Genomic DNA, 14,723 nt, shown 5'->3' with positions numbered 1-14,723 from the left:
CCGCGACCGAGCAGATGACGGCCCCGATCGGCGTCGTCCGCCGCCGCGGCCGCAGCATCGGCAGACGGCCGGTCAGGATCCTGCTCGGCGCCCTCGGCATCGTCGTGGCGCTCGCCTGGGTCTTCCCGGTCTACTGGATGCTGAACTCATCGCTGCTGCCGAACGTCACGCTCGAGCGCACGACGCCGACGCTGCTGCCCTTCGGCGGATCCCTCAGGAACTTCGCCTCGGTGTTCGCCGACGGCTCCTTCTTCCGCGCCCTCGGCATGAGCGTCGCGGTGGCGGGCATCGCGGTCGTGTGCTGTCTGCTGTTCGCCTTCCTCGCGGCGCTCGCGCTCAGCCGCTTCCGCTTCCGGGGCCGTCGCAGCTTCGTGCTCGCGGTGCTGTTCATCCAGATGCTGCCGGCGGAGGGCATGTTCATCGCGCAGTACAAGCTGATGGGTTCGCTGAACCTGCTGAACTCGGTGGTCGGCGTGAGCATCATCTACATCGCCGCGGTAGTGCCGTTCACGATCTGGATGCTGCGCGGCTTCGTCGCCGGCGTGCCGGCCGACCTCGAGGAGGCGGCGATGGTCGACGGGCTCAGCCGCACGCAGGCGTTCCTCAGGATCACGCTGCCGCTGCTGGCGCCCGGCCTCGTGGCGAGCGGGGTGTACGCCTTCCTGCAGGCCTGGAACGAGTTCACGGTCGCGCTCGTGATCCTGCAGGATTCGGGATCCCAGACCCTGCCCCTGTGGCTGCGGGGCTTCATCCAGCAGTCGGCCTCGCGCTCGATCGACTGGGGCGAGGTGATGGCGGCCTCGACGCTCGTCGCGGTGCCGGTCATCGTGTTCTTCATGTTCGTGCAGGGGCGCATGACGAGCGGGCTCGTGAGCGGGGCGGTGAAGGGGTGAACGCGACGCAGAGGGTTCCGCGCGCCGACGCACCGGGTGAGCCCGAGCGCCTGCATCTCGACATCCGCGCGACCCTGATGCCGGGCTTCACGGGGCACACGGTGCCCGCCTGGATCGAGGGAGCGCTCGGCGAGGGCCTCATCTCGGTGTGCGTGTACGGCGACAACGTGCGCGACGCCCGGCAGCTGCGAGAGCTCGGCGAGGCGCTGCGTCGCACCCGCTCCGACGCCCTGATCGCGATCGACGAGGAGGGCGGCGAGGTCACCCGGCTGCACTACCGCTCGGGAGCGCCGTATCCGGGGGCGGCCGTGCTGGGTCGCATCGACGACGAGGCGTACACGGAGCGGGTCGGCGCCGCCGTCGCGCGAGACGTGCTGGCGTCCGGTTTCAATCTGGTGCTCGGCCCCGATGCGGATGTGAACTCCAACCCGGCGAACCCGGTGATCGGCACGAGAAGCTTCGGCGCGGATCCCGATCTCGCGGCCCGTCACGTGGCGGCGTGGGTGCGCGGCGCGCAGGCCGCGGGTGTCGCGGCCTGCCCCAAGCACTTCCCCGGTCACGGCGACACGGCGCAGGATTCGCATCTGGCGCTGCCCGCCGTCGACGCGCCGTCCGAGCTGATCGAGCGGCGCGACCTGCCACCCTTCCGCGCCGCCGTGGAGGCCGGTGCGCGAGCCGTCATGACCTCGCACATCCTGCTGCCGCAGATCGACGCGGAAGCGCCGGCGACCTTCAGCCCGGCGATCCTGCAGGGAATGCTGCGCGGTGGGCTCGGCTTCTCGGGCGCGATCGTCACCGACGCGCTCGACATGGCGGGGGCGAGCGGAGAGAGCGGCATCCCGGAGGCCGCCGTGCGCGCACTCGCGGCGGGCTGCGATCTGCTGTGCATCGGCATCGGCACGACCCCCGGGCAGCTGCGAGAGATCGAGGATCGCATCGCGGCGGCGGTGTCGGAGGGGAGGCTGCCGGAGACGCGCGTGCGCGAGGCCGCAGCGCGGGTGCGGGAGCTCGCGGCCGCGCTGGCGGGTGCTGCTGCGGCCAACGCGGCTCTGGCGGGCGATGCTCCTGCCGGCGCTGCTCAGCCGGGCCCGGCTGCCGCGAGCACTGCTCCCGTGCCCTCGGCCCCCTGGGGCGGCACCGAGGAGCTCGCCAGGATCGTCGCGAGTTTCGACGGCGTCGAGCCTGCCCGGCGATGGCTGGGCGAGCACCCTCGAGCGGCCGTGCTGCGCGTGGAGGCGGAGGCGAACATGGCCGTCGGAGCGGTGCCGTGGGGGCCGTTCGCCGCGGCAGTGCACGCGAAGACCGGCGAGAGCGGAGCGGCCGCGCGGTTCCTCGCGCGCCCCGGCACCTCGACGGACGAGGTCTCGCCGATGCCGTGGACGCTCGGCCTGCCTGCAGATGCCTCCTCCAGGGGTGTGATCGTGATCGGCCGCGATCTGCATCGGCACGAGTTCGCCCACGACGGCATCGAGAGTCTGCACGACGAGGGCGTGCCGACGCTCGTCGTAGAGATGGGCTGGCCCGACGCCGAAAGGGGCCTCGCGGACGTCGCGACGCACGGCGCCTCGCGCCTCGTCGGGGAGGCGCTGCTCGCGCTGATCGAGGGGCCGGGGCTGTGATCGCGGACCTCGTGGCCGGGCCGCGTTCCGAGGAACCGCTCGGACGGGGGCTCGAGGGGCGCATCGGCATCGACATCGGCGGCACCAAGACGGAGGCCGTGGCCCTCGACGCGGAGGGGCGCATCGAGTCGAGCGTCACGGTGCCGACGGTGCGCGGCGCGGACGCCGTCGTGGCGACGTCCGAGACCGTGGTGGCGGCGCTCGCTGAGCGCACCGGGCGCCGCATCGGCGAGTTCGTCTCGGTGGGCGTCGGCATACCGGGCCAGGTCGACCGCGAGGGCGGGCTGGTGAGTCACGCCGTGAACCTCGGTGTGACGTCGCTGGCGCTCGGCCCCGCGCTCGCCGAGCGCACCGGGCTGCCGGTGTCGATCGACAACGACGTGACGGCGGCTGCGCTCGGCGCCGCCCACCTCATGGGCCTGACCGGCACGATGGCCTACCTGAACCTGGGTACCGGTCTGGCCGCGGGCATCGTCGTCGACGGTCGGCCATGGCGCGGCGCGCGCGGGGTGGCCGGCGAGATCGGGCATCTGCCGGTGGACCCGCTGGGGCGACCGTGCCCCTGCGGGCAGCGCGGGTGCCTCGAGACGGTGGCGAGCGGATCGGCGCTGCGGAGCAGTTGGCCGGCCGGCGGGGATCACCCGGGGCGACGGATCCTCGCGGCGATCGCCGAGGGCGACGACGAGGCGAGGGCGGCGTTCGAGCACCTGGTCGCGGGCGCTGCCGCGTGCGTGCGGCTCCTGGCGCTGTCGGTGGATCCCGAGACGGTGGTGGTCGGCGGTGGGCTGCGCCTGCTGGGTGCGCCGCTGGAGGACGGCCTCAGGTCGAAGCTCGACGGCTGGGCTGCCGGATCGCCGTTCCTGGCCGCACTCGGGCTGAGCGAGCGGGTGCGGATGCTCGCGGCGGACTCGCCGGCCGCCGCCGTGGGTGCCGCCTTCGCCGGCGAGCGGTGAGGGATCCCGGCGGCACCCCTTACCACATACCCCCTCGGGGTGTATCATTATCGCATGACAGACACGCAGCTCCACGTCGAGGATCTCGCCGCACCATCTGCGCACGCGCACGGCTACATCGACCACAAGGACGACCTGCTCAAGCGTCTGCGCCGGGCCGAGGGGCAGGTGCGCGGCGTGCAGCGCATGGTGGAGCAGGACGAGTACTGCATCGACATCCTCACCCAGGTATCGGCGGCGACGAAGGCGCTCGAGCGTGTGGCGCTCGCCCTGCTCGACGACCACCTCAGCCACTGCGTGGCGCAGGCCGCCCGCGACGGCGGCGAGGTGGCGGAGACGAAGCTGAAGGAGGCATCGGACGCGATCGCCCGCCTCGTGCGGTGACGCGAGGCGCTGAGGCGAGGCGTGCGGAGTTGTCCTGATCCTCCGGGCCTCCGCCACCCGATGCGACGATTCCTGCACCCGAGGCGACGTTTTCCGCAGAAGACAAGGGAAGCGAATTCACTACCCCGGTTCCATGCAAGAATATCCTCGGAGATCAACACGCACAGCGAACTGACAGGTCGCGGCGAGACAACTATGGGGGACGGGGGCACTTTTCGTGTGTCGACACCGGCATGAGCGCCCCCACGACCGGATGTGTCTCCCCTTGAGGGCGGTGCCATGGCTGTGAGTGCGCCCGCTTGGGAGCGACGCTATGCCCGAAAGCTGATAGCCACGGACATCGTCGTCGTCGTCGCCTCCGTGGTTGCCTCACAGGTCATGCGATCCGGGCTCGCCACGGAGGAACTGGAGTTCTCTCCCACTGCTGAGAGCAACATCCAGATCAGCTACACGATCCTGTCCGGAGTGCTCATACTCGGCTGGCTGGCTGCTCTCAGCCTCTTCGACACTCGCCATCCGAAGGTATTCGGGAGCGGCCCGGACGAGTACAAGCGCATCATCAACGCCACCTTCGCGACATTCGGGGTCATGGCGATCCTCGCGTTCGCACTCAAGTCGCCGATCGGCAGAGGTTACCTGCTCTTCGCACTTCCCGCAGGCCTCCTGGCCCTTATCGTCGTGAGATGGGCCTGGCGTAAACGTCTGCACCGACGGCGACAGCGTGGATTCAACTCCTATCGCACGCTCGTCATGGGCGAGCGCGTAAAGGTTCAGCACGTGACCGGGCAGATTCTGCGCAGCCGCTACGCCGGCTTTGACCTCGTAGGGGCGGTGACTGAGCACGGTTCCTCACAGGATCTCGCGCAAGGCGTCAAAGTGCTCAGCGACTACGACGGGCTTATCGACTGCATCGACGAACATCAGGTCGACACGCTGATCGTCACCGCCGCAGACACCATCACGCCTGAGCAGCTGAAGCACATCGGCTGGGAACTGGAGTCGCGCGGCATCGACCTCATCGTTGCGGCGTCGCTCACCGACATTGCCGGCCCGCGTATTCATATGCGTCCCGTGGCCGACCTGCCTCTCATTCATGTGGAGTACCCGGCCTTCACCGGCCGCAAGTACTTCGCCAAACGCATGTTCGATCTCATCGGGTCGGCTCTGCTGATTCTGCTGCTCTCCCCCGTCATGTTCGCCGTGGGCATCGCCGTGAAGACCACCAGCAGCGGGCCCGTCTTCTACAGCCAGGAGCGCGTGGGTCTGCGCGGACAACGCTTCCACATGTTCAAGTTCCGTTCGATGGTGCAAAACGCGGATGACCAGCTGCAGTCACTGCTCGATCGACAAGGAACAGCGGACAAGCCGCTGCACAAGATCAACAACGACCCTCGGATCACGCCCGTTGGCAGGTTCATCCGGCGCTACTCGCTCGACGAGCTGCCCCAGTTGTTCAACGTGTTCCTCGGAACCATGAGCCTGGTGGGCCCGCGCCCTCAGAGAGACGCCGAGGTCGATCTCTACAAGCGATACGACCATCGACGTCTCTTCGTGAAACCAGGGATCACCGGCCTGTGGCAGGTGAGCGGGCGCAGCAATCTCGAGTGGGAGGATGCGATCCGACTCGACCTCTACTATGTCGAGAACTGGTCGATGACCGGAGACCTGATCCTCCTCCTCCGGACCGCTCGGGCAGTGATCACCTCCGATGGTGCACACTGATGCCTGCCCCTCTGGATGTGAACAGACGCTGGTAAATTATCTTGAATACACGCCCAGTCAGTGGCTACTCGTTAGCCGTCCTCCATCGAATGAGCAGAAGTTGACGTTGAGCCGCAATCCCCATGACACACACACTGGTTGAGTTCGGCATAGCCGGGCTTTCGTTGATCTCATTCTTCAAGCTCCTACCCCAGCTCACCGCTCTGGTTCGAGATGTGCACAGCCGTTGGCTCTCCCTTGCATTGCTGACGCTCATCGCCGGTGGGATGCTCGGGGACACGAGGGCCCTCACCGATGTGCCCGCCTTCAAGCTGCTCTACGCGGGACTTTTCCTTGCGCTGATCTTCGTCTCGTTGACCGCTCCCCCCTTGAGAAGCAGCACGACAGCCTCCCTGCTCCCCCTGTTCCTCATCCTCGTCTTCTGGGCATGGCTCTTCGCCGTGAACACCGTGCAGAACGCCTCCTCCAGCAGCATGGGGGAGCTGCTCATCAGGCTCGCGCCCGGAGCACTATGGATAGCCCTACTCGCGGTCTGGCGCCGCTCCCCGATCAGCCGTGAGATGCTTGCAGTGGTCGCAGCGTTCGCCCTGACGATTCCGGGCCTCATGCTTCCCTTCATCGGCGAGGCATGGCGGCCCTGCGACGACTTCAAATGTGGAGCTTTCGGAGGCATGCTGACCGGGGCCTACACCTCCGAGAACTATCTGTCTCAACAGGTCGCTCTGGTACTGGTGCTGTACCTGTCGACCTTCGGCATGAAGAATTCTCTGCACTTCTTGGCATTGACCGCGGCATGGCTCCTCGCCACCGAGTCACGCACCGCACAGTATGCTCTGATCGCAGGCCTGGCAGTGGTGATACTTGCTGCCATCGGGAAGAAGCTCTTCAAGTTCCCCCGCCGCAAAGGCCCCTCGCTTCTCGCTCAGACGACTCTCTTCTTCACACCTCTGCTGTTCATCTCCACGGCATCGTACTTTGCTCTCACAGCTTCCCCGGAGGATTTCAGCAACCGTGGAAGCGTCTGGATCAGCGCAATCCGTGTACTCCGAGAAGAGCCGCTGATAGGACAAGGCATCGATCGTTGGAGTTACTTCCAGCAGCTCGGCCTTCTCCCCAGTCACTTCCCTCACAGCCTGTATGTCTTCATCGCATTCTCCGGCGGCATCGTGGGTCTTGTCCTGTTGTTCTTCTGGCTCAGCCAATCACTCATCGTCACCGCCAAGCAGTCGGGAGGTCTCTCCACTCCTCTCGTCCTCGGTATCGTGATCATGACGCTGGGTTTGCTCGAAGTGGTGTGGAACCCCATCGCCGTGGACGGCACCAGCTGGATCCCGCTGATGATCATGTCCGTCAGCCGCCCAGCTCCTTACGAGAACACCCTCGATACGGACACCAGTCGCAACCTAGCCGAGCTCCAAAAATGACCAGTTCCTCACCGTCTTTCCGCAGCCACCCCGGGGTCACCGTGGTGATCCCGACAGTTGGGCGTCCGGAGCTCGCACGCGCGCTCGACTCCGTACGACGTCAGGACTATCAAGGGCAGATAGAGGTCATCGTCGTGGCGGACAGGCCAGAGGGCACAGTAGACGAGGAGCTGTTGGAGGGCGCAGACGTAGTCTTGTACACCGGCGGCGGTAAACGAGCCGGCGCTGCGCGCAATTTAGGAATTGCGCATTCGACTCACCCCTATGTCGCGCTTCTCGACGACGATGACGAGTGGTTGTCCTGGAAGCTCTCGGCTCAGATGCCTGAGTTCGCGGCAACGGGGGCTGAGGTCATCGGCACTCAAGCCGTGTACCGAAACGCCAACACTGGAACGGCGAGCCCCCCGGTCCCGACACGGGTGAAGCAAGCGACACAGACATACGCCGAGTATCTGTTCCGCAAACGAAGCGCTACAGTCGGTCGGCCTGTGATCTTCGGGATCACACTGATCGTCTCCACCGAGTTGGCACGGCGAGTGAAATGGGACGAGACGCTTTCGAGGCACCAGGACTGGGATTGGGTCGACAGGATGGAGCGGCAGGGCGCTACGGTCCTCCAGCTCCCTCAGGCTTCGGCCATCGTGTGGACCGGCTCCGAAGGCTCCATCTCCTCTGCACCCGACTGGCGCGCCTCACTTGCGTGGGCTGAGTCGCGCAGAGGGGCTTGGGCGCCCGAAGTGCTTGTCGATTTCCTAGCCGGACAGGTCCTTCGATACGCGCTTCAGGCTCGGTCTCCCTCCGGGGTCCTCAGGTCTCTCGCCGCCATGGCTCGAGCCCGACGGTTCCCGTCGATCCAATGCCTCACCCTGGGCTTCGTCGGGATCGTTCCGAGAGCATTCATCAACAAACGCATGACCAAGCAACGCTGAAGAGCCGAGGACACCCCGCTTCGAGAAGCCGCGGAGACCCCCGGTAGACGCATCAGATCTCGCGTCTCAACATCGTCGGAACCGAACGGCTAGGACCAATATGAGCCACCGCCCCATCATGATCTTTCACGTTCCATTCGAACTGAACCCACAAGCGGGTAGCGCCAGCGGTATCCGTCCGGTCAAGATGCGGCGCGCTTTCGAGGAGATCGGCTTCGACGTGGTCGAGATCTCCGGTACTCACTCCGCGCGACGAAAACTGATCACAGAGACCAAGCGCAGGATCGGGAATGGTCTGAATGTCGGGTTTGTCTATTCAGAGGCCATGACAGCCCCTACAGGCTTCGGAGAACCGCTGACTTTGGCGACCAGTTTCACTCGAGATGTGAGGTTCTTGCAGTTCTGCCGCGAAGCGGGGATTCCGGTGGGCCTCTTCTATCGGGATATCTACTGGCAGTTCCAGAGCGGTCCTGCCGGCCCATTATCCTTGCTGAAAAGAAGGATTCGTCGTTCACGGTATGTCGCGGACCTGCGCGCTTACGAGACCGCTGTCGACAAACTCTACTTGCCCTCAATGCGAATGGCTGGCTACCTCCCCCGAGCAAATCAACGGCAGGCCGCGCCGCTTCCCCCCGGTTCCGACCAGGTCGACACGCCCTTCCCTTCCACCGGGTTATCGATCTTCTACGTGGGCGGCACAGGCGGCTACTACCGCATGGAGGAGACCGTCAGGGGTGTGGAGGCGGCTCCCGGAGCACGACTCACGATATGTACCCGGGAAAGCGAATGGCGAGAAGACGCTCCGCTCTACAAGGAGGTTCTGGGCGACTCCACAACTGTCGTACACAGATCGGGATCCGAACTCGAGGGTCTCTACGCCGACGCCCATCTCGGTGCGCTTCTCATGGAACCGGCGGAGTACCGCGAGTTCGCAGCTCCTATGAAACTCTACGAGTACCTGGGCCACGGAAAGCCCATTATCGCGACGAAGGGGAGCCTCGCCGGAGATTTCGTCGAGCAGAACGACATCGGCTGGGCCATCCCTTATGACGCGGGCGCGCTGACGGCGCTGTTAGAGAGGCTGACAGCGGAACCGTCCTTGTTGCAGGCCAAGCACCGTCGATGTGAGATCGTGGGCAAGGAGCATACTTGGGAAGCCCGTGCGGGCCAGGTGGCCGAGGAACTGCTGCAACCGGTCGACGAGGAACGCCGGCTCGGGCGTAACACGTAAGCGGACAACCGAAGCACGGGTGTAAGGATTGATGTGAGAAAACACGGCGCCGGACGAGGAATCGTCTATCTGATGACCGGCACTGTGGGCGGACAGTTCATTACCCTGGCCGGCCTGCCAGTCCTGTCACGACTGTACTCTCCTGACGAGTTCGGCCACTACTCCTTCATTGTCGCCTTGGCGGGCGTCGCCATCTCAGTCGCGACCTTCAGGCTGGACGCGGCCGCCATGCTTCCGACGTCCACCCATCAGGTTCGCGCCCTTGTCTGGCTTTCACTCTCCTCCGCCCTTCTTGTCTCCGTCCTCTTCGCGATCAGCTTGCACGTCTTCTCAGAGCTGGAGATGTTCGGCCTGCACGAGTATCCCTTCCTCGCAGTATGGGTCGGAGCCTTCACGTTATCGGGCGCCCTCTTCGGCTTGTTCAGCCAGCTTTCCTTACGCAAGAGACAGTACGGTCTCGTAGCGAGGCGCTCCTTTCTACGCGCCTCAGTCTCTACAGCTTCACAGGCCGCAATGGGCGTCGGCCCCAGCAGGATCTCGGGAGGTCTCCTCTTCGGCGGCCTGATCGGTCAACTCGTGGGTATCGCGAGTATGGTCCGTTCCACACGCGACCTCTCGGCGTTCCCGGATCTGCGTCAGCTCCGCCCCGCTTTGCGACGGTACTGGAGGTTCCCGGCTGTATTCGCCCCCTCCGCACTGCTCAACACTCTCGGGTTGCAGGCTCCACTCATCTTCGTGACCGCGTACTTCGGCGTCGCGGCAGGAGGCCAGCTCGGAATAGCAGAGAGGGCCGTTGCCATCCCCGTCACTCTCGTGGGCACGACTGTGGGACAGGTGATCGAAGCCGAGGTCGCGAAACACACGCGCGAAGGAGGCGGGGGCCTGAGATCGACCTATCTGAGGTTCAGCCTCCTCCTCTCCCTAGCCGGCATAGCTGTAGCAGCAGGGGGATCGGCTCTGGGCGGGGTTCTTGTACCGTGGGCCTTCGGATCGGATTGGGATCTCGCCGGGGTCATGGTTCAGATCATCGCTGTCAACGCTGGGGTGCGCCTGCTCGTCAGCCCCCTCAGTAAATTCCTGGTCGTGCTGCAGCAGTCGCTCGCCGTGACCCTGCTGGACATCCTCCGCGTCTGCGCAATGGGTGCGGCGATCTGGGCCACCGTCTCATACGAGCATGATCTCACAACCGCTCTGTGGCTCATCTACTCGGCCCTGACGTTCACATATATCGTCACCTGGTTATACGGATTCTGGATCGTAGGTAAAAAATGAGAATTGTGGTGGTCACTCCCTGGTTCCCGAGTCTCCTGAAGCCCGCAGCGGGTATCTTCGTCAAACGCGACGTCGACCTGCTGCAAACGAATCACGAGGTCACGGTCCTGCACCTCGCGGAGCACGGAGATCTGGGCGCCGATGAGCCTTTGAGGATGCCACTTGATTCCGGTGCGACGTTGATCAGGCAACGGTTCGATCCTATGAATCCGGTCTCCCTGCTGAAGGCAGTCTCTTCAGTACGAGAGCTGCTTCAGGAGGCAGACGCGGTGCACTCTATGGCTATGCACGCACTCATGCCGGTCCGCCTCGCACGTCCCCGTGTACCCTGGGTGCATACCGAGCACTGGTCGGCTCTGATCCGACGCTCCCTTCCCATAAAGAAGCGCATCGGGCTCGCACTGTATCGTTCCTCACTATCCCGGCCGGACGCCGTGGTAGCGGTCGGGGAGACCCTTGCGAATGCGGCCGAGCGCTATACGGGCGCTCGGGTCGAAGTTATCCCGAATCATGTACCGCTCGGTACTCACGGCCATCTCCCACAGGTGCCGGAGGCGCGAGGGGAAGCGCCTCTGAGACTCGTCGCCGTCGGAAGCATGCTCCACCACAAGGGGCCGTTAGAGTCCATCGACACCCTGAACGAGCTGCGTCGGCTCGGAGTCGCAGCCACCTTGACCTGGATAGGTACGGGACCGTTGGAACATGAGATGCGGCATAAAGCAGAACAGCTGGGTCTACGCGAAGCACTCGTACTTCCTGGGCATGTCGCCCCGGAAGAGATCCCCGAAGCACTTCGCCAAGCGCACGTATTCATTCTCCCGACGAGTTTCGAGACATTCGGCGTTGCGATAGCCGAGGCCCTAGGCCAGGGGCTCCCGGTCGTCACCGCAGGCTATGGAGGACATCTTGATTTCACGCCTCCCGAGGCCTCCCGCATCGTGACCCAGCGCACTGGGGCTGCTCTTGCCTCAGCCGTCGTCTCACTCATCTCAGATGAGAATCGTTGGTCCCCCGAGCAGATACTCGAGTACGCCTTGGAACGGTTCTCAGATCACCAACGCGAGCTGGCATACTCCTCGGTGTATCGCCGCATTACCTGAGCCCTTCACGGAGAACCGTCGCTCAACGGCGTCCTACGGACGCCCCCTCACTTCTTCCGCGCACGAATCCACTTCACCGCTTCGACAAGTCGCGTGAACCAGGCTTTCCAGAAGGCGAGGACGCCAGGCGGAGTCTCGGGTCTCAGTGCGCGCAATTGGCCAGGCCTCAGGGCGGATGCGTCAAGGAAGACGTCCATTTTGGCCCGCAGCGGCGCCTCCTTGAAACGCCACCACCAGCCCTCGACCGAACGCCCTTGTTGGCGCAGCTGCATCTGCCACTCCTTCAATTCCGGGCTCGGCGTCACCTGCTCAGGCTTTACTCCGAGACGCTGCAGAAACGGAGCCGCAGTGTGCACTGCGCTGAGCAGACTCGCCTTGCTGTGAAGCACGGCACCCGCTTCTGCGCCCCATTTGGCCTCGCACCGCGCGGCGAGGGCGTCCAATCGCTCCTCACGGTTGGGGATGCCCGAACTCCTGATATCGTGCAATGCCAGCATCAGCGCACTGACCTCAGCGCCGGTCGTATGCACTGGTGTGCTCTGGATGAAGCCCCTCTCCTTCTCCTCCCACAGCAGGTCGAAGATATGGCCCCTCTCCGCCAAGAAACCCGGCCAGAATCGATGCAGATCGATCATGTTCGGCCAGTACGAGTGAAGCAGCGTATCCGAGTGCTTCTCATGGGCGACGCGCAACTCCGCCGCGTCCTTTCGATACCATCCGTCTGCGCCGAGAACGTCACGCACTCGATCAAAATCGTTCGGGTGCACCAAGAGATCTATGTCCAAGGATGTCTTGGGAGGACGCAGCCCTTGCTTCGCAAGGACCTGACCTTTGATGAAGAGGACACGCAATCCATGTTCGTTCAGTCGCCGCTGAGCGAGCTCCCCTACCAGCGTGTATGCCACGTCGAAATCGACAGCCTCAGCCCGCTCCATAGGCCCAGATTACGCTACACCACGTAGATCTTTGGTCGGGCGGCAGATAGCTCGCGACTCCTCCCTCGCTCCAGTGTTCAGATGATGGCTCCTACTGACATCTGTGCCGCCATCCATCGCAGAGACTCCAGGAGCTCACGTTCTACTCGTTCCTGAGCTTCGCTATCGACGCACGCCTTGCTTTGAGCGACTTGCCCAAGGCACGATTAGGAGTATGAGCACCGTCGAGATCACCTCAGCCAACAGCGCAGCCGCGCATGCAGAGACCGCCGAGGAAATCAGCGTGAACGAGAGCGAGGCCGTGAACGGTTCACCCCAGCACTTCACCCTCTTCGCGGTCTTCCGGGTGAGCTCGAGCCATCCGATCGTGCTCGACGGCCGCGACGTGCCGGGCGTCGTGCGGGAGTTCGAGGACGTCATCGGCCTGATCGGCAATGAGAACGTCACCCTGCGCGGCTGCTACGACATCAGCGGCATGCGCGCCGACGCCGACCTCATGCTCTGGCTTCACGGCTCTGCAGCCGAGGACCTCCAGTGGGCGCTACGAGAGCTGCGTCGCACCGCGCTGCTCCGCCCGCTGATCCGCGTCTGGGGCGCCGTCGGCGTGCATCGCGAAGCCGAGTTCAACCGGGCCCATCAGCCCGGCTTCGTTCGCGGGGTTCCCGCCAAGCAGTGGCTTGCCGTGTACCCCTTCGTGCGGTCGAACGACTGGTACCTGCTCGATCCGGCCGAGCGCAGCCGCATGCTCGCCGACCATGGGCGCACCGGTGCCGCGTTCTCGGGAGTGGTCGCCAACACGGTCGCCGCATTCGCACTGGGCGACTACGAGTGGTTGTTGCCCATGGAGGCCGACGACCTCACCGAGCTGGTCGACATGATGCGCGCCCTGCGCGGCGTCGACGCCCGTCGGCACGTGCGCGAGGAGACGCCTTTCTACACGGGTCGCCGCATCGAGCCGGCGGAGATCATCGAGGTGCTGCAGTAACTCCGCCGAGGGTGGCGTCAGAGCGGCCCCGGAAGCAGATGGTCGCATCACCAGCCGCCACGAGCTAGCGCTCCCGCAGCACCCCGGCCTCGACGAGGCCCGCACCTGCGGCCCGAATGGCCTCGCGCAGGGTTCCGCTCGGCGGATCACCCAGCTCTGCCCGTATGCGCGCTTCGAGATCGTCCCAACCCTCGCCCGCGCAGATCCCGCGCCAGAGCACCGGCCCGACCCCGGCGAGCACCTGCACCCTTCGGTCGGCGGTGAGCACGGCGGTTCCCTCGGCGCACTCGATGGCGTCGACGACGCCCGTCACCGCATAGGGGGCCGCACCGCACTCGGCGTCGAGCGGAAGCACCTGTTCCCAGGCCTCGCACGCACCGCTCTCGAACAGGTGCTCCGCAACCCCTGCGATGCGCTCGGGTGATCCCACCCGGAGTCGTCGCAGCCCGCCGGTCGCATCGGCGATCTCGGCGATGCGACGCAGGGGATCCGACAGTTCGACCAGGTAGCTGGTCTGCTGCACCAGTTCGACCAGGCCCTCGGCGAGCGGCAGCGGTTCGACGCTCGACTCCTCGGTTCCCGCCGCCGCCCGCTCGAGCAGTACGAGGCCCGCGATGCGCAGCTCGGTCTTCGGCAGCGGCGCCAACCCCAATGCCGAGGGCGGGATCTGCAGCTTGTCCGCGTGCCCCTCGGTGATCACGGACAACGGCTTCCGGTAGGGGAACACGCGATCGTCGGGGGTGATGGTGATCGTCTCGTCGCTGACGTAGCCGTACGTCTGCGCCAGCTGACGAACGGTCGTCGTCTTCCCCCGCCCCGAGGGCCCGATGATCGCCACGACCGCCCCCTCGGCGTTTGCGATCCCGGCGGCGTGGAACATCAGGTGCCGGCCGCGGTGGTGCTCCAGCGCGGCCAGCGTGACCCGCGAGCTCAGCAGAGATCCCGTGCGTTCGAGATGGGCACGGCTCAAGCTCCCGAGGTCGACGACCGGGATCGCCTGCCCCGGATCGGCCGGATCGGCCGAGCTCGGCACAGCCGTGCCGCCCTCCGCCCGCGACACCGCACGGAAGCCCGCATCGCTCCAGGGCGCGATCACCTCGGCGAGAAGCGCCTCGGCCCCGTCCTCGGCATGCGCGGTCACGCGCACCGGAGTGCCGAACGCCTGCACGGTCGCCGTGAGCAGCTCGTTCGGGACCGGGTTCATGTCTTCTATCTTGGCAGAGCAAGAGCGGGGCCCGGCGAACCCGGACCCCGCTCTCACCCCGTGGCGCGGAGC

General features: G+C 65.3%; 13 protein-coding genes. 11 read left to right on the top strand and 2 right to left on the bottom strand.

All coding sequences use genetic code 11. The annotated features are described in order from the left end of the window. Positions 1–14 precede the first annotated feature (14 nt). The 10 genes from JD276_RS10610 (at position 15) to JD276_RS10565 (ending at position 11,527) form a co-directional block, all read left to right on the top strand. Positions 15–893 (top strand): carbohydrate ABC transporter permease, encoded by an 879-nt coding sequence (locus tag JD276_RS10610; protein WP_200115655.1) that lies wholly within the window; start codon positions 15–17, stop codon positions 891–893. Beyond that, positions 890–2,512 (top strand): glycoside hydrolase family 3 protein, encoded by a 1,623-nt coding sequence (locus JD276_RS10605; protein ID WP_307866536.1) that lies wholly within the window; start codon positions 890–892, stop codon positions 2,510–2,512. Before JD276_RS10610 ends, JD276_RS10605 begins: the two co-directional genes overlap by 4 nt. After that, the gene (locus tag JD276_RS10600; protein WP_307866535.1) at positions 2,509–3,465 is read left to right on the top strand and encodes an ROK family protein; all 957 of its coding nucleotides are present in this window, start codon (positions 2,509–2,511) and stop codon (positions 3,463–3,465) included. Before JD276_RS10605 ends, JD276_RS10600 begins: the two co-directional genes overlap by 4 nt. Positions 3,466–3,519: 54 nt before the next feature. Beyond that, positions 3,520–3,849: a metal-sensitive transcriptional regulator gene (locus tag JD276_RS10595; protein ID WP_200115619.1), complete on the top strand. Its 330-nt coding sequence runs from the start codon at positions 3,520–3,522 to the stop codon at positions 3,847–3,849. A 279-nt stretch (positions 3,850–4,128) separates the two neighbouring features. After that, complete coding sequence (locus JD276_RS10590) at positions 4,129–5,571, top strand: sugar transferase (protein WP_200115618.1); 1,443 nt, start codon at positions 4,129–4,131, stop codon at positions 5,569–5,571. Positions 5,572–5,693: 122 nt separating this feature from the next. After that, positions 5,694–6,995 carry an O-antigen ligase family protein gene (locus JD276_RS10585; RefSeq protein WP_200115617.1) on the top strand — a complete coding sequence of 434 codons (1,302 nt, stop codon included), beginning with the start codon at positions 5,694–5,696 and terminating at the stop codon, positions 6,993–6,995. Positions 6,996–7,036: 41 nt separating this feature from the next. Then, positions 7,037–7,924 (top strand): glycosyltransferase family 2 protein, encoded by an 888-nt coding sequence (locus tag JD276_RS10580; RefSeq protein ID WP_200115616.1) that lies wholly within the window; start codon positions 7,037–7,039, stop codon positions 7,922–7,924. A gap of 100 nt (positions 7,925–8,024) precedes the next feature. Beyond that, positions 8,025–9,155 (top strand): glycosyltransferase family protein, encoded by a 1,131-nt coding sequence (locus JD276_RS10575; RefSeq protein ID WP_200115615.1) that lies wholly within the window; start codon positions 8,025–8,027, stop codon positions 9,153–9,155. 33 nt (positions 9,156–9,188) lie between these two features. After that, complete coding sequence (locus JD276_RS10570) at positions 9,189–10,427, top strand: lipopolysaccharide biosynthesis protein (protein WP_200115614.1); 1,239 nt, start codon at positions 9,189–9,191, stop codon at positions 10,425–10,427. Between the two features lie 5 nt (positions 10,428–10,432). Beyond that, positions 10,433–11,527: a glycosyltransferase family 4 protein gene (locus JD276_RS10565; protein WP_200115613.1), complete on the top strand. Its 1,095-nt coding sequence runs from the start codon at positions 10,433–10,435 to the stop codon at positions 11,525–11,527. A 47-nt stretch (positions 11,528–11,574) separates the two neighbouring features. Here JD276_RS10565 and JD276_RS10560 read toward each other — a convergent pair whose 3' ends face one another. Then, positions 11,575–12,462: a nucleotidyltransferase family protein gene (locus JD276_RS10560; protein ID WP_200115612.1), complete on the bottom strand. Its 888-nt coding sequence runs from the start codon at positions 12,460–12,462 to the stop codon at positions 11,575–11,577. A gap of 214 nt (positions 12,463–12,676) precedes the next feature. Here JD276_RS10560 and hemQ point away from each other — a divergent pair, with 214 nt between their 5' ends. Beyond that, entirely contained in the window at positions 12,677–13,447 is a 771-nt protein-coding gene (gene hemQ / locus JD276_RS10555) for a hydrogen peroxide-dependent heme synthase (RefSeq protein WP_200115611.1), read from the top strand. A 64-nt stretch (positions 13,448–13,511) separates the two neighbouring features. On the opposite strand, the gene JD276_RS10550 is transcribed toward hemQ, so the two are convergent. Continuing rightward, a complete protein-coding gene (locus tag JD276_RS10550) occupies positions 13,512–14,651 on the bottom strand; it encodes a P-loop NTPase family protein (RefSeq protein WP_200115610.1) in 1,140 nt (379 codons plus the stop codon). Positions 14,652–14,723 lie beyond the last annotated feature (72 nt).

This window comes from Leucobacter chromiisoli (assembly GCF_016522505.1).
GTDB lineage: Bacteria > Actinomycetota > Actinomycetes > Actinomycetales > Microbacteriaceae > Leucobacter > Leucobacter chromiisoli.
This window is presented reverse-complemented; position numbering and strand designations above follow the sequence as displayed.

Bases quoted from the DNA above. Each gene is read 5' to 3' on its own strand.
- JD276_RS10610 (WP_200115655.1), top strand. From the start codon at position 15: ATGACGGCCCCGATCGGCGTCGTCCGCCGCCGCGGCCGCAGCATCGGC.
- JD276_RS10595 (WP_200115619.1), top strand. From the start codon at position 3,520: ATGACAGACACGCAGCTCCACGTCGAGGATCTCGCCGCACCATCTGCG.
- JD276_RS10590 (WP_200115618.1), top strand. From the start codon at position 4,129: ATGGCTGTGAGTGCGCCCGCTTGGGAGCGACGCTATGCCCGAAAGCTG.
- JD276_RS10585 (WP_200115617.1), top strand. From the start codon at position 5,694: ATGACACACACACTGGTTGAGTTCGGCATAGCCGGGCTTTCGTTGATC.
- JD276_RS10575 (WP_200115615.1), top strand. From the start codon at position 8,025: ATGAGCCACCGCCCCATCATGATCTTTCACGTTCCATTCGAACTGAAC.
- JD276_RS10560 (WP_200115612.1), bottom strand. From the start codon at position 12,462: ATGGAGCGGGCTGAGGCTGTCGATTTCGACGTGGCATACACGCTGGTA.
- hemQ (WP_200115611.1), top strand. From the start codon at position 12,677: ATGAGCACCGTCGAGATCACCTCAGCCAACAGCGCAGCCGCGCATGCA.
- JD276_RS10550 (WP_200115610.1), bottom strand. From the start codon at position 14,651: ATGAACCCGGTCCCGAACGAGCTGCTCACGGCGACCGTGCAGGCGTTC.